Annotated in this window: 28 protein-coding genes, 1 pseudogene and 1 riboswitch; of the genes and pseudogenes, 21 read left to right on the forward strand and 8 right to left on the reverse strand. The window is 26.1% G+C overall.

Annotation, left to right across the window (positions count from 1 at the left end):
- Positions 1 to 123 precede the first annotated feature (123 nt).
- Positions 124 to 954, forward strand: coding sequence for a class I SAM-dependent methyltransferase (locus KGF46_RS09990; RefSeq protein ID WP_227850406.1), 831 nt, complete (start codon positions 124 to 126; stop codon positions 952 to 954).
- A 244-nt stretch (positions 955 to 1,198) separates the two neighbouring features.
- Positions 1,199 to 2,425, forward strand: coding sequence for an RtcB family protein (locus tag KGF46_RS09995; protein WP_227861954.1), 1,227 nt, complete (start codon positions 1,199 to 1,201; stop codon positions 2,423 to 2,425).
- A gap of 247 nt (positions 2,426 to 2,672) precedes the next feature.
- Here KGF46_RS09995 and KGF46_RS10000 read toward each other — a convergent pair whose 3' ends face one another.
- Together KGF46_RS10000 and KGF46_RS10005 are read right to left on the reverse strand one after the other, a co-directional pair.
- Positions 2,673 to 3,002 (reverse strand): tyrosine-type recombinase/integrase, encoded by a 330-nt coding sequence (locus KGF46_RS10000; RefSeq protein WP_413927280.1) that lies wholly within the window; start codon positions 3,000 to 3,002, stop codon positions 2,673 to 2,675.
- Complete coding sequence (locus tag KGF46_RS10005) at positions 2,984 to 3,379, reverse strand: Arm DNA-binding domain-containing protein (protein ID WP_413926708.1); 396 nt, start codon at positions 3,377 to 3,379, stop codon at positions 2,984 to 2,986. Before KGF46_RS10005 ends, KGF46_RS10000 begins: the two co-directional genes overlap by 19 nt.
- Positions 3,380 to 3,547: 168 nt before the next feature.
- On the opposite strand from KGF46_RS10005, the pseudogene KGF46_RS10010 reads away from it, so the two are divergent.
- The 11 genes and pseudogenes from KGF46_RS10010 to KGF46_RS10060 all read left to right on the forward strand — a co-directional run.
- Positions 3,548 to 3,989: pseudogene (locus KGF46_RS10010) on the forward strand (hypothetical protein); the annotation flags it as partial.
- A 376-nt stretch (positions 3,990 to 4,365) separates the two neighbouring features.
- The gene (locus KGF46_RS10015) at positions 4,366 to 4,596 is read left to right on the forward strand and encodes a hemolysin XhlA family protein (protein ID WP_227850403.1); all 231 of its coding nucleotides are present in this window, start codon (positions 4,366 to 4,368) and stop codon (positions 4,594 to 4,596) included.
- Positions 4,597 to 4,824: 228 nt separating this feature from the next.
- Complete coding sequence (locus KGF46_RS10020) at positions 4,825 to 5,427, forward strand: hypothetical protein (protein ID WP_227850402.1); 603 nt, start codon at positions 4,825 to 4,827, stop codon at positions 5,425 to 5,427.
- Positions 5,428 to 5,438: 11 nt separating this feature from the next.
- Positions 5,439 to 5,744 (forward strand): hypothetical protein, encoded by a 306-nt coding sequence (locus tag KGF46_RS10025; RefSeq protein WP_227850401.1) that lies wholly within the window; start codon positions 5,439 to 5,441, stop codon positions 5,742 to 5,744.
- Positions 5,744 to 5,926, forward strand: coding sequence for a hypothetical protein (locus tag KGF46_RS10030; protein WP_227861955.1), 183 nt, complete (start codon positions 5,744 to 5,746; stop codon positions 5,924 to 5,926). The genes KGF46_RS10025 and KGF46_RS10030 overlap by 1 nt, the downstream gene beginning before the upstream one ends.
- 131 nt (positions 5,927 to 6,057) lie before the next feature.
- Complete coding sequence (locus tag KGF46_RS10035; protein ID WP_227850399.1) at positions 6,058 to 7,302, forward strand: hypothetical protein; 1,245 nt, start codon at positions 6,058 to 6,060, stop codon at positions 7,300 to 7,302.
- A complete protein-coding gene (locus KGF46_RS10040; protein ID WP_227850398.1) occupies positions 7,299 to 7,610 on the forward strand; it encodes a hypothetical protein in 312 nt (103 codons plus the stop codon). Before KGF46_RS10035 ends, KGF46_RS10040 begins: the two co-directional genes overlap by 4 nt.
- On the forward strand, positions 7,611 to 7,748 hold the full coding sequence (locus tag KGF46_RS10045) for an XkdX family protein (protein ID WP_227850397.1): 138 nt from the start codon (positions 7,611 to 7,613) through the stop codon (positions 7,746 to 7,748).
- Positions 7,749 to 7,779: 31 nt separating this feature from the next.
- Entirely contained in the window at positions 7,780 to 7,938 is a 159-nt protein-coding gene (locus KGF46_RS10050; RefSeq protein WP_227850396.1) for a hemolysin XhlA family protein, read from the forward strand.
- Between the two features lie 93 nt (positions 7,939 to 8,031).
- Complete coding sequence (locus KGF46_RS10055) at positions 8,032 to 8,232, forward strand: phage holin family protein (RefSeq protein ID WP_227861956.1); 201 nt, start codon at positions 8,032 to 8,034, stop codon at positions 8,230 to 8,232.
- Positions 8,233 to 8,288: 56 nt separating this feature from the next.
- Entirely contained in the window at positions 8,289 to 9,104 is an 816-nt protein-coding gene (locus tag KGF46_RS10060) for an N-acetylmuramoyl-L-alanine amidase (protein WP_227850394.1), read from the forward strand.
- 49 nt (positions 9,105 to 9,153) lie between these two features.
- On the opposite strand, the gene KGF46_RS10065 is transcribed toward KGF46_RS10060, so the two are convergent.
- From KGF46_RS10065 to KGF46_RS10085, 5 genes are all read right to left on the reverse strand, one after another.
- Complete coding sequence (locus tag KGF46_RS10065; RefSeq protein ID WP_003417378.1) at positions 9,154 to 9,288, reverse strand: cyclic lactone autoinducer peptide; 135 nt, start codon at positions 9,286 to 9,288, stop codon at positions 9,154 to 9,156.
- A 12-nt stretch (positions 9,289 to 9,300) separates the two neighbouring features.
- Positions 9,301 to 9,888, reverse strand: a complete 588-nt coding sequence (locus tag KGF46_RS10070; RefSeq protein WP_227850393.1) for an accessory gene regulator B family protein — start codon at positions 9,886 to 9,888, stop codon at positions 9,301 to 9,303.
- A gap of 51 nt (positions 9,889 to 9,939) precedes the next feature.
- Positions 9,940 to 11,253 (reverse strand): ATP-binding protein, encoded by a 1,314-nt coding sequence (locus tag KGF46_RS10075; protein WP_227850392.1) that lies wholly within the window; start codon positions 11,251 to 11,253, stop codon positions 9,940 to 9,942.
- 575 nt (positions 11,254 to 11,828) lie between these two features.
- Positions 11,829 to 12,029, reverse strand: coding sequence for a cold-shock protein (locus KGF46_RS10080; RefSeq protein ID WP_021384215.1), 201 nt, complete (start codon positions 12,027 to 12,029; stop codon positions 11,829 to 11,831).
- 227 nt (positions 12,030 to 12,256) lie between these two features.
- Positions 12,257 to 12,433, reverse strand: coding sequence for a hypothetical protein (locus KGF46_RS10085; protein ID WP_227435413.1), 177 nt, complete (start codon positions 12,431 to 12,433; stop codon positions 12,257 to 12,259).
- Between the two features lie 52 nt (positions 12,434 to 12,485).
- A riboswitch (cyclic di-GMP riboswitch) is annotated at positions 12,486 to 12,581 on the reverse strand.
- 217 nt (positions 12,582 to 12,798) lie between these two features.
- Between KGF46_RS10085 and KGF46_RS10090 the strand changes: the two genes are divergently transcribed.
- From KGF46_RS10090 to KGF46_RS10115, 6 genes are all read left to right on the forward strand, one after another.
- A complete protein-coding gene (locus tag KGF46_RS10090) occupies positions 12,799 to 13,188 on the forward strand; it encodes a BlaI/MecI/CopY family transcriptional regulator (RefSeq protein ID WP_227861957.1) in 390 nt (129 codons plus the stop codon).
- Between the two features lie 30 nt (positions 13,189 to 13,218).
- Positions 13,219 to 13,449 carry a BlaI/MecI/CopY family transcriptional regulator gene (locus tag KGF46_RS10095; RefSeq protein WP_227861958.1) on the forward strand — a complete coding sequence of 77 codons (231 nt, stop codon included), beginning with the start codon at positions 13,219 to 13,221 and terminating at the stop codon, positions 13,447 to 13,449.
- A 471-nt stretch (positions 13,450 to 13,920) separates the two neighbouring features.
- Positions 13,921 to 14,376 (forward strand): MarR family transcriptional regulator, encoded by a 456-nt coding sequence (locus KGF46_RS10100; protein WP_227861959.1) that lies wholly within the window; start codon positions 13,921 to 13,923, stop codon positions 14,374 to 14,376.
- Positions 14,377 to 14,482: 106 nt separating this feature from the next.
- Positions 14,483 to 15,826 (forward strand): MATE family efflux transporter, encoded by a 1,344-nt coding sequence (locus KGF46_RS10105; RefSeq protein WP_227861960.1) that lies wholly within the window; start codon positions 14,483 to 14,485, stop codon positions 15,824 to 15,826.
- Between the two features lie 198 nt (positions 15,827 to 16,024).
- Positions 16,025 to 16,807, forward strand: coding sequence for a PhzF family phenazine biosynthesis protein (locus KGF46_RS10110; protein ID WP_227861448.1), 783 nt, complete (start codon positions 16,025 to 16,027; stop codon positions 16,805 to 16,807).
- A 209-nt stretch (positions 16,808 to 17,016) separates the two neighbouring features.
- On the forward strand, positions 17,017 to 17,436 hold the full coding sequence (locus KGF46_RS10115; protein ID WP_227828492.1) for a YjdF family protein: 420 nt from the start codon (positions 17,017 to 17,019) through the stop codon (positions 17,434 to 17,436).
- 110 nt (positions 17,437 to 17,546) lie between these two features.
- On the opposite strand, the gene KGF46_RS10120 is transcribed toward KGF46_RS10115, so the two are convergent.
- Positions 17,547 to 17,810 carry a DUF1294 domain-containing protein gene (locus tag KGF46_RS10120; RefSeq protein ID WP_227828493.1) on the reverse strand — a complete coding sequence of 88 codons (264 nt, stop codon included), beginning with the start codon at positions 17,808 to 17,810 and terminating at the stop codon, positions 17,547 to 17,549.
- Between the two features lie 239 nt (positions 17,811 to 18,049).
- Between KGF46_RS10120 and KGF46_RS10125 the strand changes: the two genes are divergently transcribed.
- Positions 18,050 to 18,751, forward strand: coding sequence for a B3/4 domain-containing protein (locus KGF46_RS10125; protein WP_227828494.1), 702 nt, complete (start codon positions 18,050 to 18,052; stop codon positions 18,749 to 18,751).
- Between the two features lie 82 nt (positions 18,752 to 18,833).
- On the forward strand, positions 18,834 to 19,442 hold the full coding sequence (locus tag KGF46_RS10130; protein WP_227828495.1) for an NUDIX hydrolase: 609 nt from the start codon (positions 18,834 to 18,836) through the stop codon (positions 19,440 to 19,442).
- Positions 19,443 to 19,452: the final 10 nt, after the last annotated feature.

A 19,452-nucleotide genomic window follows, 5' to 3' on the forward strand; every position in this document is an offset into this window, starting at 1 on the left:
GTTGTGCTTAAAAATATTTGGTTCTATTTTACTCTTATTTAAACTCATCTTTTTGAAGTTAAACCACAGAGTAGAATCTGTGGTTTTTTTGTTTTATAAATAAACTTTAAGGAGTGGTATGTTTTGTTAAACAAATTATGTATGTATTTAGAAAGACCAGAATTTTATAAGGAAAGTAAAGTTAATTTTTGGGATGATGAATATATCTCAAAACAGTTATTAAAAGCGCATTTAGATGTTGATTTTGAAGGAGCAAGTAGAAGTCTAGACTTTATTAATGATTCTGTAGATTGGATAGTTAAAGTTGCATCTCCAGATAAGTATCCAAATTTAATTGATTTAGGATGTGGACCAGGACTATATGCAGAAAGATTTGCACAGAAAGGTTATAAAGTAACTGGGATTGATTTTTCAAAGCGCTCTATTAATTATGCACAAAGTAGAAAAGAAGAGAAAAATCTAAATGTAACATATTTATTTCAAAGTTATTTAAATATGAATTACAGTGAAGAATTTGATATAGCTACTTTAATTTATTGTGATTATGGAGCGTTATCAACTAAAAGCAGATGTCTATTAATGGAGAATATTTACAAGAGTTTAAAACCTGGAGGAAAGTTGATATTAGATGTATTTACAGTAAATAAATACAATGATTTTAAAGAAGTTAAAACATGGGAAATAAATGAAAAAGGAGGATTTTGGAGTGGTGAAAGATACGTGTGTATACAAGATAATTGCAAATATAGTGATTACAATACATTAGAACAAACTCTTGTTATAACAGAAGGAAATGAAAATGTATTTTATATTTGGAATAAATACTTTTCAAAAGAGAGTTTTTTAGCAGAAATTAAAGATATTGGTTTTAAATCTATTGAATTTTTTAATAATGTCAAAGGCGAAGTATATTCTGATGATAGTATGACTATGGGATTAGTTTTACAAAAATAGTAAAAAAATGATGAATATGTTTAAATGAATAAAAATTTGAAATCTATAATAATATCACATAAGAAAAGTATATATATTGAAAGATGGACATTTTTATGTTATTTTTAATACATTATAAATTTGATTATATAAAAATAAAAGCAATATTTTTGTTATTATTTTTTATATAAAATTTATTTGAATATATTTTTTTAATGGCATATGATATAAAATTTAATATATAGTTTAGAAGGATGTGGTATTAGTGTTAGAGATTCGAGGGAAATACAATAAAGCAAAAATATTTACAGATAATGTAGACAGTACAACAATAAGTCAAATAATAGAATTATGTAATCAGGAATTTACAACAAAATCTAAGATAAGAATAATGCCAGATTGTCATGCAGGTTCTGGCTGTGTAATAGGTACTGTAATGACAATACAAGATAAAATCGTTCCAAATCTTGTTGGAGTAGATATAGGGTGTGGGGTTATATGTGTAAATCTGGGTAAAGTTGATTTGGATTTAAAGCAGATAGATGATTTTATAAGAAAAAAAATACCTCATGGATTTAATATAAACAAATATAGTAAAGCAAACTATAAAAAAGAGATAGAATCACTATATTGTATAAAAGGCATAGGAAAAGCTACAGAGGAATATAATCGAACTATTGGAAGCCTTGGAGGGGGAAATCATTTTATTGAGTTAAATGAAGATAGTGAAAAAAATAAATATTTAATAATACACTCTGGTAGTAGAAATCTTGGTAATAGGGTAGCAAAATACTACCAAAAAAAAGCTTATGATTATTATATTAGAATTAGTAATAATTTTGAGGAAGATAGTAAAAGACTTGTTGAGCAGTACAAAAAGGAAAATAGAGAAGAAGAAATTCAGGATGCATTAATATCGCTTAAAAAAGAACATAACTTTACTCCTAAAATACCAAAAGATTTATGTTATTTAGAAGGCAAATTGATGGAAGATTATCTTCATGATATGGATATTATACAAAAATATGCTGAATTAAACAGAAATACAATGGCTAAAAGAATAATTGAAGAATGTATAGGTCTTAAATTTAATGATTTATACCATTTTCAAACTATACATAATTATATAGAAATTGAAAACAGAATACTAAGAAAAGGAGCTATAGCATCATATGAAGGAAGAAAGTTATTGATTCCTATAAATATGAGAGATGGTGTTATCTTGGGAGTAGGAAAAGGAAATTTAGATTGGATTAATTCTGCACCTCATGGAGCAGGACGTATACTTTCAAGGGGAGAAGCCAAAAGAAGTATAAATATGAAAGATTATGAAGAATCTATGAAAAATATATTTACAACGAGTGTAAATATTAAAACCATTGATGAAGCACCTCAAGCGTATAAGCAAATTGGTGAGATTGTAGAAAATATAAGAGAAACAGTTGACATAATTAATATATTGAAACCAATTTATAATTTTAAGTCAAATTAACAATTTGGAAGATTAAGAAAATACAGTAATCTTAATCTATATAAAAAAATAAAATTTATATATAAGGAGTACAAAAAATAGTACTCCTTTTTTATATAGAGGTTCAGAAATAAGGATTTATTTAATTATATAATAACAAACAAATATTAATGAGTGCTAATAAGCATTGAAATATATGATTTTAGCCATCTTTAAACAAACTCAATATAAAATAACTGACTGACATTTAACTGACAGCCAGCTTTGTTTATTTGAATAACATTTTACTTAAATTATCAGATGCTTTTTTATCCATTTCTTCAAGCACATGAGAGTATCTATTCATAGTGATTTGTATATCTGTATGACCTAATCTTTCTGAAACAACTTTCATGTTAGTGCCTCCTAATAAAAGCAAACTTGCGTTTGTATGTCTTAAATCATGCATCCTAATATCTCTTAAATTATTTTTTTTGATAAATCTATAAAAAGATTTTCTCAATGTAGCTGGTAAAAATGGATTGAAATATCTATTTAAACAAACTAGATTATTTTCATTTTCAAGTATGCCTTGTAATTTTAATTTATCTCTCTTAATCTATATGCTTCTTTTAGTACTGAACTTATGAAGCGATATCTTATATTTGAACTACTAAAAGTACAATTATTAAAAGTACTATTTATAAAAGATTGAAGTAAACTAGGATTTACATCTATAAGTTTTGTATCTTTAAAAAAAAGTTCTATGTGATTTTTAATCCAAGATTTTCTATCAACAACAGTATAAGGAGACCAATTATTTTTATTTATTTCTATATATTTATAACATCTTTCTACAAGTGTTGTACTTTTTGGAGTAATAAATCTATTGTTGTTTATAGTAGATTTTATTTCAATTAAATGTTTTTCAGCATCCTTTTTATTTTCATAATTTCCATAACTTTTCTGTTTTATTTTGCAAGTTGTTTCTTCCACATATTCCACATATACATGAAATTTATCTCATAAAAGCTGATTTAATGTTCAGATGTACACTTCCTTTATAAGTATTTTTAGTGTTTAAAACATATTAAATAACTATGGTTTTATTATATCAAATCTAAGTTATAAATACTATTTGATGATAGTAGAGGTATACAGAAACATCTAGATAAAATAGAATGGTTCATAGATAATATACTAAAAGGGACAATAACTGATAACTTATACTTAGAAAAAACTATTAATTATACTCTTACTGATAATGCTATACATACTTTAAAAATAGTTGTCACAGATTATTATAATAAAACTATAGAGAAAGTTATAAGTATAAGCAAAAGTATAATGCCATTAGAGGATGATGCAAGCCTACAAGATATAGCAAGTAAGGTTAGTGAAATAAAAGAAGGATTAATAAATGGTAAAACTTCTATAATAAATGTATTAGCATTAAAGAATATAGAAGCAGGCTTAAATAATTCTTTAGTAGAATTGTCAGAGAAGGTAAAGGAATCTTTAAGACTCTAGTGTAGAGATGTTACAAAACAGAGTAACAGAGTTAAATAATCAATTAAGGCAAAGAAAAAGATGGGCAAAAGGTACATCAATTGTTAACTCTAATAGACTTATTTTAAATCTACCATTTGACTCTAATATTTGCATACTAACAGTTAAGTTGGAAGATGATAGTGGAAAATATTTTGGATATGGCTATTTAAATAGTGATTGTCCTAATCATCAAATAGGATATGAACTTAGTAATCGTTCATCAAGTACTGTTGGGTATGTAAATTTAACTAAAACAGGAACAAATTTCACAATAGGTGGAGGTCATAAAGTTGTTAGTTGTGATTGGTTTGTGGCAGAATAAAAATTTAATATTAAAATATATAGGTAAATAAGTAATAATATAATTATGTTAAGGGGTTAGTCAAATCTAAGTCCTTTTTAAATGTAAATTTACAATTTAGGAGGTTTTCATGAATGAAGAACTTTTCAAAGAGAATTTGAAACGACATGAAGTAACAATAAATAAACATAATAATGAAATAGATGAATTAAAAGTAGCAAATATAGAGTCTAAAGCAGAGTTAAAAGCATTGTGTGAGAATTTAAATTCACTTACAAGCATGTTAAAATGGTTGATTGGCACAATGATTACAATACTAGTAGGATTCTTTATATTTGCAATTCAAAGAGGAATATTTTAAATTAGGATAATAGAATATGAAATAATTGGTTTTGAAAAATTCTTCAGTTAATATAATTTAACATAATGTTAGAAAGAACAAAACACATAATATAGCAATGTTCTTTTTTTATTCCTAAAAATATATAAATTCATTTACATTTTGCCTACACTTCCTCTACACTTTGTAGACGTTTATAGTTTTAAAATTATATATAATAAAATCATAAACTAAGAAAGAGGTGATACTATGGCAACGAAATTAACTGATAATGCTAGTTTAGGTGAACTTATGATAGCACTACAAAGTGTACAAACTGATTTTCAAACTGGTAAAAACAACATAGCTAATACATTAGGCAGTCCTTTTGACGGAATAGATAAACTAGATGTAACTAAAACAAAAATAGAAACGTTGAAAAATACATTGGTAAGCAATTTGACTAACAAAGGTGTAAATAGTACCAATATAGAAGCTTTTTCATCTTTAATTAATAAAGTTTCAAACATATATATACCTACACCATTATTTTATGCAACTGGTGAATGTACTTTGCTTAGACAAGGTAACTGTAAAAAATATGCAGATGACCGTACAATGCCTGTTTATTACTATCAATTTGAGTTAAATTTTTCTCCAAAATTTATTTTTATGTATAATTCTAGTTCTAAAAGCTACATGAATACTTATTTCTGTATTTACGCACCTTTCATATCTGCTACTAGAGAAGAAACAGCAGCTTATGCACTAGATAAAAAAGACAGTACTATTCAAGTCCAAAATGGTACGTGTATTTTACCCATACGTGGAAATAGCTATCCAGGTTCTATAACATTTTATGCAGTAGGTTAAGGAGTGATTTTATGAATGATTATATAGAAGTAGGAAGAAGAATATTTTTTGATGAAGATGGAGAAATAATATTTTATAAAGGGCAATCAAGAGGAAATGTTTCAAAGCGAAAAAATATTAAAAAAATAGAATATATAGATTTGGAATACGATTATGTTGATTATGATAAGTACAAAATAATAAGAATAAATGCAGAAACTAAACAACCTATTTTAGAGGAAATATCAATACATCTAACAGAGGAAGAAAAGAGAATACAAGAGTTAGAAAATCAAATTTTATTAAATGAAAATGAAAAAGTAGAAGGATTATTATAATGAATATAAATGAAATAGTAGTAAGGATATTAGCAGAGAGGATTCTAAACAAAGGATTGAACCCTTTGAAAAATCGAGAATTTGAATTAAATGATGTGACTAACACAGAGTACAGAAAAAATGTAGAGGATTATATAATTAAAGAAAGTGGAGTAGTAAAAGGAGCAGAACCAACAATATAGAGGTTCCTTTTTTATTCCTAAAAATATATAAATTCATTTACATTTTGCCTACATTTTATCTACGCTTTGTAGACATTTATAGTTTTAAATTTATATATAATAAAATTATAAATTAAGAGAGAGGTGATTAAATGTCTTTTAAAGAGCTCGTTAATAAAGTTAGAAATCTTGTATTAGAAGCAAAGAATGTAACTATAGAAGATACAGACAATTTGTTTTCAAGTGATAATGTAGAAGGAGCGTTAAAAGAGGTTTTTCAGTCTGAAGTTAATGCTAAAAATAATGTAGTAACAGCATTAAACTCCAAAGGTGCAGAGGTTACTACAAGTGATACATGGGAAGAAATAAAGAATAAAGTTGATAAAAAAGAGGGTAGATTAGATTTAAGAGAAACAATACTTTCAAATAATTATGCATATTTAGTTACAAGTGGTGCTATAAAATATATTGAAAAATGTAGTGGGAATTTCAAGACATTAGAATATGAAGAACCTTATTTTTATGTAATTAAAGAAACACATTTAGTTAAAATTAATGCAAGTGATGAATCTGTAATTTTTGATATTACTTTAGCTAATGCTAACTTCTCATGCGTTTGTATTGCTCAAGAATATTTGTTTATATCTGACAATACTGAATTATATAAAATAAATAAGATGACAGGAAGTGAGATACAATCTATAGACGGTGTTTATTATAAATTGTGTGCCTATGGAGACTATGTTTATGGAATATATGGAGATGAGACTTCTTCGACACTTCATAAAATTAGAATATCTGATATGTATATAATCTTAACTAAGAATTTAGTATCAAATAGTATTTATAATTTTAGTAGAGGTAAGTTTGTTTACAATAAGAATGGTATTTATGCTACTACAGAACATTCAAGCTCAAGTAGTATTACAATGTGTCATTTAGCTAAAATAAATTTTGATTTTACTATTGCTAAAGATTTTAGAATTGGAGGATATTTGTATGAAAAAAATATTAAGTTTTTAGATGATTTTGTTTTTGTATCTGACGAGTCTGGTAAGATTGAGGTGGCTAGTGGTAAAACAAGTGGACTAGTAAAATATGATGCAAATTTAAATCAGATTGTTTATAATAGTAGTGCAATAAGTTGTATAAATTTTGATATATATAACGGATACTTATATGTTATATATCCAACATATAATGCTAGTGACCCTGTTCAGAAACTCGATTTAAATACATTTAAGGCAGTTCGATATTTTTATGCATTTTATACATCATCCCCACGAGTGGGTATGATTATAGTGAATAATTTAGTTTTTTTTATAGATAATTACAATGTTTATAGAAATATAGCATCAAGAAAAGTTTATTCAGATGAAAAAGGAGTGGAATTATGATTTATTTAGGAAATTTAATGGATACAGAGGAACAAAATATAAAATATATTGGCATGATACACTATAAACCAACTTTACTATCAGATGAAGATTTAAAACAAGGTATTCTGATAGGGAGTTTACCAACTCAAAAGTATGCAGAGAATAAAGAAGCAAAGTTATTTATAAATATAGATACTAAAATAGATACTAAAGAAGTGTTTTATAGATACTCAGATATTAAAAATAGTATAGAAGATAAAGTAAATTATACAGAACAAACAATAGCAGATTTAACATTTCAATTAATGTCAAATGGGGTGATATAAATGAATTGGTATAAGATAATAACAGATTTTTATAAAAATGGGAATTGGACTAAAGAGCAAGTTAAAACAGCAATTTCAAAGAATAAGATAACAACAATAGAATATAAAGAAATAACAGGAGAGGACTATATAGCATAGTTCTTTTTTTATTCAAAATTAGGAGGCTTGCATGAATGAAAAACTTTTAGAAGTAGATTTAAAAAGACATGAAGTAACAATAAATAAACATAATGATGAAATAGACGAATTAAAGATAGCAAATATAGAGTCTAAAGCAGAGTTAAAGGCATTGTGCGAGAATTTAAACTCACTTACAAGTATGTTGTGAAATGGCAAATTGGTACAATGATTACAACACTGGTAGGGTTCTTTATATTTGCTATTCAGAGAGGAATATTTTAATTAATTAGGAGTATAAGATATGGATAATTTAATAAGTTTTATACCAGAGCAGTTACTAATTTTAGTGGCTGCTCTTTATGTTTTAGGAGTTGGTTGCAAGAAGCATAAACAACTAGATAATAAATATATTCCAGTAGTGTTATTGATACTTGGTATAGGATTTTTTATTTGGATGCTAGGATTAAATGCTGATGCAGTCTTACAAGGTGTAATTTGTTGAGGTATATCAATAGGTATAAATCAAACTTACAAACAGTTAAAGGAGGAAAATAAATAATGAAAATATGTATTACAGTAGGACACAGTATTTTAAAAAGTGGAGCATGTACTTCTGCTGATGGAGTAGTTAACGAGTATCAATACAATAAGTCACTTGCACCAGTATTAGCAGATATGTTTAGAAAAGAAGGGCATAAGGTAGATGTAATAATATGCCCCGAAAAGCAGTTTAAAACTAAATCGGAAGAAAAGTCTTATAAAATACCTAGAGTTAATGGTGGAGGATATGATTTACTCATAGAACTACATTTAAATGCAAGTGATGGTCAAGGAAAAGGCTCAGAGGTACTATATTATAGTAATAAAGGTCTAGAGTATGCAACTAGAATATGTAAGAAACTAGGCACAGTATTTAAAAATAGAGGTGCTAAACTAGATAAAAGTTTATATATCTTAAATAGTTCAAAGCCTACAGCAGTACTGATTGAAAGTTTCTTTTGTGACAATAAAGAGGATTATGAGAAGGCTAAGAAACTTGGATATGAGGGTATGGCTAAGTTAATTGTAGAAGGAGTATTAAATAAGAGTATTAATAATAATGAGGGAGTTAAACAGATGTACAAACATACAATCGTTTATGATGGAGAAGTTGATAAAATACCTGCAACTGTAGTTGGTTGGGGATATAGTAACGGAAAAATATTAATATGTGATATAAAAGATTATGTACCAGGTAAGACAGAAAATCTATATGTTGTAGGGGGAGGAGCATGTAATAAGATAGGGTCTATGACTAAAGAAAATTATACTATGATAAGAGGTAATGATAGATTTGATACACTTTACAAAGCGCTAGATTTTATTAATAGATAGATTAGAAGGTAGCAACTGGAGTTAGTTGTTACCTTCTTTTTAGTGATTTTTAGAATTTTTTTAGTTTTTCTGGTGTTTTTGGTTGATATACATGCCACAGAGAAGTTGTGTTTGCAGATAAAAATGCTACAAACATAGCTAATACACCACATGCTTTCATAAAATGATATAAAATTTTTTTCATGTTAACATCTCCTTATATTATTTTTTTATTTATAATGATTTGAATAATTAGTAATAAATTTATCCAAAGTAAAGCTAAAAAAGTGTATACAACATAATTGTAAAAAGATAAGTATCTGCATCCTAGAAGAATAATCAAGAATAAAGTTATAGATATAATTCTTGACATTAACTTATTTTTTTTATATTTTATTTCATTCAGTGGATTGTTAGCATGACATACTGGAGCAAAAATAAAAATGCTTAGAAAGTTAAAACTAGACAATATCACTAAAAATAACGGAATAGGATTAGAATTATTTAAAATTATTCCCAAAACCATAGAGATAAAAAAAATACTATTGAAAATTAGGATACAGTTTTTATTGCTATTTGCATGATATCCACCTGAAAATTGTCTTATTATACAAAAAGATATTAAGAATACTATAGAATAAATCAATCTACCTAATATTAAACCTATCATTAATGAAGCTAGAGTATTTATTATAGAAGATAGTAAAATCTCTAACCCATATGAACAGATTTCTAAATCATCTTTTTCTATTACTTGATTTAAAACAAACAAAAAAGCTATTTTATCAGCACAAGATTTTATCATTTAGTTTTCTCCTTAAATAATTTTATTAATAAATTATGGATATTAACTATTCTAATATGCAATATTTGAATATTTTTGTGATTTTCTAATTGGTATCATCATATTTAAACAAAATAAATTTTCAGAGAAATTTATAGAAATTGCACCACCATATTTTTCTAAAGAATTTTTTATACTTTTTATTCCTAATCCATGAAATTCTTTATCTTCTTTTGTAGTTAAAAAAGTATTCTTTTTTAATAAAATATCATTTGATTTTGTATTAGTAATTTTTATTACAAAGAATTTATTTACTATCATTCCCTGTAATTTGATTTTTTTATCATTATTTTTGATTTTTTCACAAGCTTCGATTGCGTTATCTAATGCATTTGCAAATATAGAACATATATCTTCTTCTTTAATAAAATTACAATCGCTAAAGTTCATATTAATTGTAAAATCAATTTCTTTTTCTATACAAAGTTCTTTTTTTTCTGATAATATAATGTTTAAAGTAATATTTCCTGTATCAAATACCGTACTATATTCATCAAGCTTTTTTTCTATGTTGTTTATGTAATTACTAGTATCAATATTCTTTTTATTCATTTCCTTAATGCAAATAAGATGATTCTTCATATCATGATTTAATTCTTTTGTCTTAATGTAATATTTTTTTATATTACTATAATATTTATTTTCAGCATTTATTTTTTCCTGTAGTTTAGTTAACTCAATATATCTTTTATTACTTTTTAATATTTTAACTAGGCTAGAAATCAATGCTATATTAGAAAATGTTAATAATAGTACCATAATTAATATATCTAATCTGGTAGTAGAAGAAATATCTAGAAGTTTTAAGATATATTTATAAAATATAAAAAATGATATCATATTTGCTACTATTGGTATGCACATATAAATTTCTCTTTTAGTCACTTGCAAATCATTAGATATGAATTTATAAATGTACAATAAAACAATTAGAACTACATTTCCTAAAACTATAGTTTCATATCTATAAAAATTATCATTTAATAAAATATTCATAGAACTCAAATTATTTATTGAAACTATTACTATCATACTTAATGCATTTATGCACACCAATATCGCCCAGTAAGAAAACAAAACTATTAAACATTTGTACATATTAACCTCATAATTTAATTTATAAAAAACAAACATTACAAAAATGCATATTAATATTCTATTATCAGCACCAACATTAGTATAGAAAGTAGAAATAATAATAAAAGTGGAAATTAAAAAATATAAATTTATTAAACTAGTTTTTACTTTACTTGTGTAATCAAACACTTTTTTGCATGCCCAAATTTCTATAATAGAAGAAACCATTGTTATAAACATATCCAACATAATAAAACTCTCCATAACTTAAGTAATTTTGCATAAATTTCATTTAATAATACGAAAATGATACTCTATTTTATAATAATTATATCATAAAATAGAGTATCATTGGATAAAGTAACTAAATATTATATATATATAAATAATTTTATCTATATATGTGATTATTAATATAAATGAGTAAAACTATAATATGTATTGTAATAATGAAGAGAACGAAAATTATCATACTAAAACATGTTATAATTATATTGCATGCTTCATTAATATACACTAGAAGCACTCCTGCAAAAGAGTGCTTATTTTTTGCAATCCATTAATGTAAAAATATCAAGAACACTACTCAAAATATTTTAAAATTGATTTAAATAGGTCTTTTTAACAACATAAACTATAATGATATAATAAAAAATAGAAGTGTACTACCAATATGCTTCTATAGTTGCAATTAAGCATTCTCATGAGCGGGAGTGCTTTTTTCATTTTTCCATACAATATTATTTGATTCATCAATAATTATATTATATATACTAGCAATAAAAAAAGACCCTCAAAAGAGTCTTTCCCGAAAAATCTATATATTATAATATAGTTATATTTTCTGCTTGAGGACCTCTAGCACCTTTAACTATATCAAAGCTTACTTGTTGACCTTCTTCTAATGATTTAAATCCTGAAGTTTGTATAGCTGAGAAATGAGCAAATACATCATCTCCACCTTCTATTGATATAAAACCAAATCCTTTTTCATTATTAAACCATTTCACTATTCCATTATTCATTAAAAATACTCCTATTAACCTGTATCAAGACATACTTGATTTAATTGTGTATTACCATAAATACTATTGTATCATAGATTAATAGAAATGTCTATGTAATTATATTTTTTAGTTAACATTTTTGGTTATTCTTAATATTAAAAATATATTTAAGAGTTTTGTATTACTAGATATTAATATAAATGTAGATAAAACTAAAAAGGGTTCTTCTAGAAAACAAATTTTATTTAATTATACTTACTTACCAATACCATCACTTGATGTAAGCAATTTTCTACTACATTTTCTCCGTACTCTAGTATAAAATCATCTAACTGTGTATCTATAAAATCACAATAATCATATGAACTACCAATATAAGCAGTTAACATATGTGTACATCTATCCATTTTATCTCTAAACATATATTATTATCCCCCTAAAAAACTTTCATAAAAACAAAAAGAAAAATATCTTTTTGGCAACTGGCTGACATAATTTATAAGAATTTTATAAATCTTAGTCCCTATAGCTTTGCGTCACTAAATTTCTCTAGTTTTGCCGATTTAGTTTTACTCTACAATTTAATAATACAACGAAATCAGTTATTATTCAACATCATTGTTTGAAAATTTGAAAATTGAATAAATTTATAAATATGAATGTCGTTTTATTTTAGAAAAAATAATCTGAAAATGTAGAGTATATGGAAAAATTTCCCTGTAGTTTTTGTATAAAAAAACTCCTATTATTAATTTAAGCTAGATTGAATTTGAGGAAGTGACATAAAATGGAGCAACAAGAGGTAGTAGAGAAACTGCACAGAGGGGAATTGATGTTGATGGAATATATGTGGAGTAAAAAATCTATTCTATTTAAAAAAGAAATAATAGCAGCAATGAAAGAAAAATATACGTGGAGGAAAAGCACAACAGAAATTCTTCTAAAAAGATTAGTAAAGATGAGAATATTAAAAAAGAAAATAGTAAGTTTTAAATCAAACTATGAGGTGCTAGTAATTAAAAAAGAATATTTAAGTGCTAGAAAAGAAGAAAGGTGTATAAGTAAAGATAATAACTTTTTCATACGAATATTTACAACTATACATAAAAGAAATAATACAATAGAAGAAAAATTAAAAAGACTTATAAAAAATATGCAAAATATAGTAAAAAGATAACTCTGTTTATATAGAAAGAAGGAATATATTATGTTGAATAAAAAATTACCAGATGCGGAATTAAAATTGATGAAAAATATTTGCAATTCGGGATACAAAACTGTAATATCGAAAGATGTTGCAGATGAAATGGAGGAAAAATATGGTTGGAAACATACAACTACAATTACACTTTTAGCGAGGCTAAGTAAAAAAGGTTTTTTAATATCCCAGAGAACTGGAAAACATGTACACTATACAGTATTAGTAAAAGAAAAATAATATCTAAAACTAGAAGGAAAAAGAATATTTGGAGGTTTACATAACAATCCCCTGTCAGAGTTAATTTCAAAACTACATAATAAAGAGGAAATAACTGAAGAAAAAATAATAGAAATAGGAGATTGGATAAAAAGTTGGCAAGAAGAAGATTAATATATATTAAAAGGTAGCTACTAATATAAGTGCTACCTTTTTATTGCTGTGGATAAAAATAGAGATAAGCTGTCGGAAACTTATGTAAAATTTGTGGCTAAAATATTTTGCTGACATTTAACTGACAAAAGGATTAAAATGAAAAATAAAAATGTTGAAAAAACAATACTTACAAACACTTAAAAGCCTATAAGAACTATTCAATTATAAAATAAATCTTTAGATATTTCTTAAAGATAAACTTGACAATTGAGAAGCAAGGACATAATATGTATAGTAACTAAACAGTAATGAAACTAAACACATAGAGGTGAAAGTATGAGAGATTATTCTAAACTAATTACACTGATGGAACGTATTATTCACAAATACAATCAATGGGAGGATAAAAAACGAACTTATGGAACAGAGCTTTTATTGTCAAAATCAGAAATTCATACAATAGCAGCTGTTGGTAATAATCCTGGGATAAATATTACATCTCTTGCAGATACTTTAGGTATTACAAAAGGCGCAGCTTCTCAGATGATTTATAAACTAGTAGATAAAGGGATGGTGGTAAAAAAAGTATCTCCTGATTCTGATACAGAAGTAGTTTTGAGCCTTACAGATGATGGAATGAAAAATTATAAAGCTCATCAAGAGTATCATAAGCAAACTAATGATGAATCACTCAAACTGTTAGATGATATGCCAGAACCTTTTTATGAATATATGCTGAGTTATTTTTCTGCTTTTGAAGAAAGTATTGATAAAAAACTAGAAGAAAATTAAGTGATATATGTGAAAAAATTGCTATCGTAGAGGGTAGCAATTATTTTTAAAAATATGTTTAGTAACTATACTGTATTGAAACAAAACAATTGAAAGGATGATTGGTATGGATGGAAATCAAAAAAGAATCTATCTTTTAGAAAAAGAAGATGTAAGGAAATCACTGTTAAAATTAGGAATGCCTACTATGATAGGGATGGTAGTATCAGCATTATATAATATTGTTGATGCTTTCTTTGTAGGTCGTTTGGGTACACTGCAAACTGCTGCAGTATCCTTAGTATATCCATTAACTATGGTTGGTACTGGAATAGGGCTGCTTTTTGGAAGTGGTGGGGGTTCTTATATTTCAAGGCTTCTTGGTAAAAAAGAATATGAGGAAGTAAAGATTTGTAGTAGTATAGCTTTCTTTTCAGGTATATTTTTAATCGCTGTTTTGGTTACAATTATGCTATTATTTTTTAATCCTCTTATGAATTCTTTAGGGGCAACAGATAACACACTTTATTATGTAAGAGAATATGGTTTGATATATATTTTGGGGCTTATATTCAATGTTTTCAATATAATGATGAATAATATGATAGTTGCAGAAGGGAGTTCTTCATTTAGTATGACTGCTATGTTGTTTGGTGGATTGACAAACTTCATATTAGACCCAGTTTTAATCTTTGTATGTCATATGGGAGTTTCTGGTGCTGCTATTGCAACATTAATTTCACAACTTGTCTCTACTTCATTTTATGGGTTTTATATTTTAAAAGGGCATACATTTTTGAAAATTTCTTTTAGTTATTTTAAAATTAAGCGTACTATTTACACAGAGATTTTCAAGATAGGTCTACCAGTTTGTTTCTTTCAATTTTTGACTGGTGGCGCTGTGAGTTTAACTAATATTGTTGCCAAACCATTTGGAGAAGCTGCCATTGCTGCTATGGGAATTGTTAATCGCCTTATGTCTTTGGAATCCAATGCTTTGTATGGTTTTTTAAAAGGTTATTCTCCTCTGGTTGGATATAACTATGGTGCAGGAAAAATAGATAGAGTTGAAAGAGCTACTAAGACAGCAATATATTGGAGTACTGCTATAAATGTATTGTTTGGAATTTTGTGCATTTTATTTTCAAAGCAATTTATTTATGTATTTAATCAAGAATCAGTTAAAGTATTGGAAATTGGAAGAACTGCTTTAATTGTTGATGCTATTTCATTTATGACATTAGGGGTTCAAATTGTCATAGGAAATTACTTTTTAGCAATTGGAAAGGCAAAACAAGGTGGTATGTTAAGTATATGTCGTCAAGGTTTACTGTTCATTCCATTTCTGCTGATTTTCACAAACTTATGGGGTATGACAGGTCTTATTGCAACTCAATTGGTAGCAGATGTATGTGCAACAATTATTACTGTCATAATGTGGTTTAAAGAAAAGTCACTGCAATTAGTATAGAAGAGATTTTGTCACAAAAGAAAATAATGTTGAAATATTGATAAGTAGGCATTTTATTTTTATATGTCAATAAATCATTATCAAAAGTAGATAAATATATTATATAGATTCATAAGAAATAGTAATTTGTTTTGATTATTTAAATATGAGATAATATGAATGTATTCCTAACTTTAAATTAGAAAGAAGGTATGAATAATGAAATATTATGTAGTTGATGCATTTACAAATAGATTATTTAAAGGAAATCCTGCTGGTGTCTGCGTTCTTGAAAAGAGATTATCATTAGAATTAATGCAGAAAATAGCAACAGAGAATAATCTTCCAGAAACAGCTTTTGTAGTTGAAAATGATGGAAATTATGATTTACGATGGTTTACACCTAAAGCAGAAATTGATTTATGTGGTCATGCAACTTTAGCCGCAGCTTATGTTATATCCAATTTTATTGATATAGATATTCAGAAAATTTGTTTTTTTACTCAAAGCGGAAATCTTGAAGTTACACGAAATGGAAATCTATATGAAATGATATTTCCAAACAGAGAACCTGTTGAAATTGAATTATCATTACAACAACGTAGTTTAATAGGTTGTACACCAGTGGCTATCTACTCTTCAAGAGATTTAATATTGTTACTAAATAATGAACAAGAAGTTATAGACTATACACCTAATTATCAAGATTTAAGTAAATTAACAGATTGGTTAGGTGTTATAATTACATCACAAGGAACTGATACAGATTTTGTCTCTCGATATTTTTGTCCAGAATTAGACTCAGAAGACCCTGTTACAGGTTCATCTCATTGTAGTCTCATACCATATTGGGCTGAAAAGTTGGGAAAAGATAAAATGATAGCATCACAACTTTCTAATCGTGGTGGTATTATTCAGTGTGAATTATTAAGGGATAATGTTGTAAAAATTTCTGGGGAAGTAGCTTTATTTATGCATGGAGAAATAATGTATAATATTTAAAGAAAAATAGTTAGAGTTGTTAATAGCAATAATAAAGAAGATAAGTTTATGTCAACATTGACAAATTAAAATAAAAAAGTTAGTATTTAATTGACGAAGATAAAAACACAGTCTGGTTGGTAGTCCAGACGCAGCAATTGCTGTCAGTAACCTGCCTCCTTGGTTGTCCATTCTTTAGAAATAAAGTAAATAAATAGGAGGAACTAGCAATGGATAATGTTAGTGGAAAATTAACAGTCTTATTTGAAGAACCGTTTTGGATAGGTGTATTCGAAAGACAAGATAGTAAAAAATATGAGGTGTGTAGGGTAGTTTTTGGAGCAGAACCAAAGGATGTAGAAGTATATGAATTCATACTTGAAAAGTTCTTTTCATTAAATTTTGGAAGCATTAAATTGGAGAAAAATGTATCTAAAGATAACATTGGATACAAAAGGATGCAGAGAAAAGTAAAAAAAGAACAGGCTAAAGAAACTATAGGAACTAAAGCACAAAATGCTCTTAAGCTTCAATATGAAGAAAGAAAACAAGATAAAAAAATCCTATCTAAATCTAGAAAAGAAGAAGAAAAAGAAAGACTTTTTAATTTGAAACAAGAGAAAAGAAAAGCCAAACATAAAGGTCATTAATCTAATTGGTTGGATTTTTATGAATTGCTAGATAAAAGGTGTATAAAATTAAAAATTTTATACACCTTAAATTATTAATAAAGATAGAATTATTATATTAAAAAATCACTTTAAAGCATATAAAAATATAATAATAACAGTTGTAGTAATATTATAAATGGTATCCCAAGTGTAAATTTAATATGCTTAGTCTTATGTCTAAAAGAATACATTCCAATGATAGAACCTATGCTACCCCCAATTATTGCTATGGTAATAAGGGTAGCTTCTTTTATTCTCCATTTATTTTTTATTGCTTTTTTCTTATCAATATACATTGAAGAGAAACCAATAATATTAATAATTATAAAATATATAGAAATCAAATTTTTCACAATATTACCTCCGTAAGACGTATAATAAAAATATATTATACATTATAAATCAAGAATATTTTTTTTAAAAGCCTAATCTACAATTACTATATATAAAATATTTCATAAGAAGTAATATTATATTAATTGGAAAATTTTAAAAAATTAAACAATTGCTAAAATAGGGGGTATATTTATAAGACATAAAGTGATAAAATTTACTTAGAAAATAATGTAAAATAACAGGAGGACAAGGCAAAATGAAATTCATAGTAGAAAAAGAAGTATTTGATAAATTAGAAAATGTATGTTTTGGTGTAGTAGTTGCAAAAGGAATAGACAATACTAAAGAAATTGAAAGAATAAATAATCTTTTAGATATAAGTATAGACAGAGTAGAAGAGTACTTTAAAGATAAAAAGGTAAAAGAAGCAGAAGAAATTATACCATATAGAGAAGCATTTAGAAGCCTAGGAATGAATCCAAATAAATTTATGAGTTCGATAGAAGCAATGACAACAAGAGTTGCTAAAAATAAAAAACTTCCACATATAAATCCTATTGTAGACTTAGGAAATTCTATTTCATTAAAATATCTACTTCCAATGGGTGCACATGATATGGATTTTAGAGATGATGATGTATTTGTTAGATTTTCAAAAAAAGGGGATAAATTTATTCCATTTGGAGAAACTGAAGTTGAGTTGATGGAAGAAGGAGAATTAATTTATTCTGTTGGAGATATGGTAAAAACTAGAAGATGGATATGGAGACAAGGTGAAGAAGGAAAAATTACAAGTAGTTCAAAAAATATATTTTTCCCTATAGATGGTTTTACTGATGCAAATTTAGATAAAGTAATGAGTGCAAGGGAAGAATTAGCAAAATTATTAAAAGAAATATTTGATTGTGAAATTAAAGTAGGGTTCATAGATAAAGATAACTTAGAAATGGAAATATAAGAAACTGTATCCAATACTTATTTTAAATTATTATGTATATAATTACTTAAAGGTATTTAAATAAAGAGAGGTCGTAGTAAATTTGAAAAAAACTATAATAAAGAATATAAATCCATTGGTTGAAAGTAAGTTTATGGGACTTTTTGAAATTGAGTATAAAAATAAGCTAGATGAAGATAAGGTATGGATGGTAGCATCAAGAAAAAGCAGTGAGCAATTAAAAAGTATTTATCTTGAAAATAAGGCAGATAGTGCAGATGCAGTCGCAATAGTAGGTCTTCATAAAAGTAGCAAAAAATTAATTTTAATAAAACAATTTAGAGTACCTATTAATGGATATATATACGAATTGCCAGCAGGTCTTATTGATAAGGGTGAATCTATAGATATTTCTGTTGAAAGAGAACTTAGAGAGGAAACTGGGCTTACTCTTTTAGAAATTCAAAAAAATAAGAGTAATGAGAAAGTCTATCTATCTCCTGGTATGAGTGATGAATCGATTGCATTTGTTTACTGTATATGTGATGGTAATATAACTGATGAATTTTTAGAACCAGATGAAGATATTGAAGCTATTTTAGTTTCACAAGATGAAGCAAAAGAAATTTTACAGAGTAATCATAAGATAGATACAAAAGCATTTTTAATTTTACAAATGTTTGTAAGTTTAGGAACTAAATTATTTGAATAATTATACAGAA

It is taken from the genome of Clostridioides sp. ZZV14-6153, assembly GCF_020657855.1.
Lineage (GTDB): Bacteria > Bacillota > Clostridia > Peptostreptococcales > Peptostreptococcaceae > Clostridioides.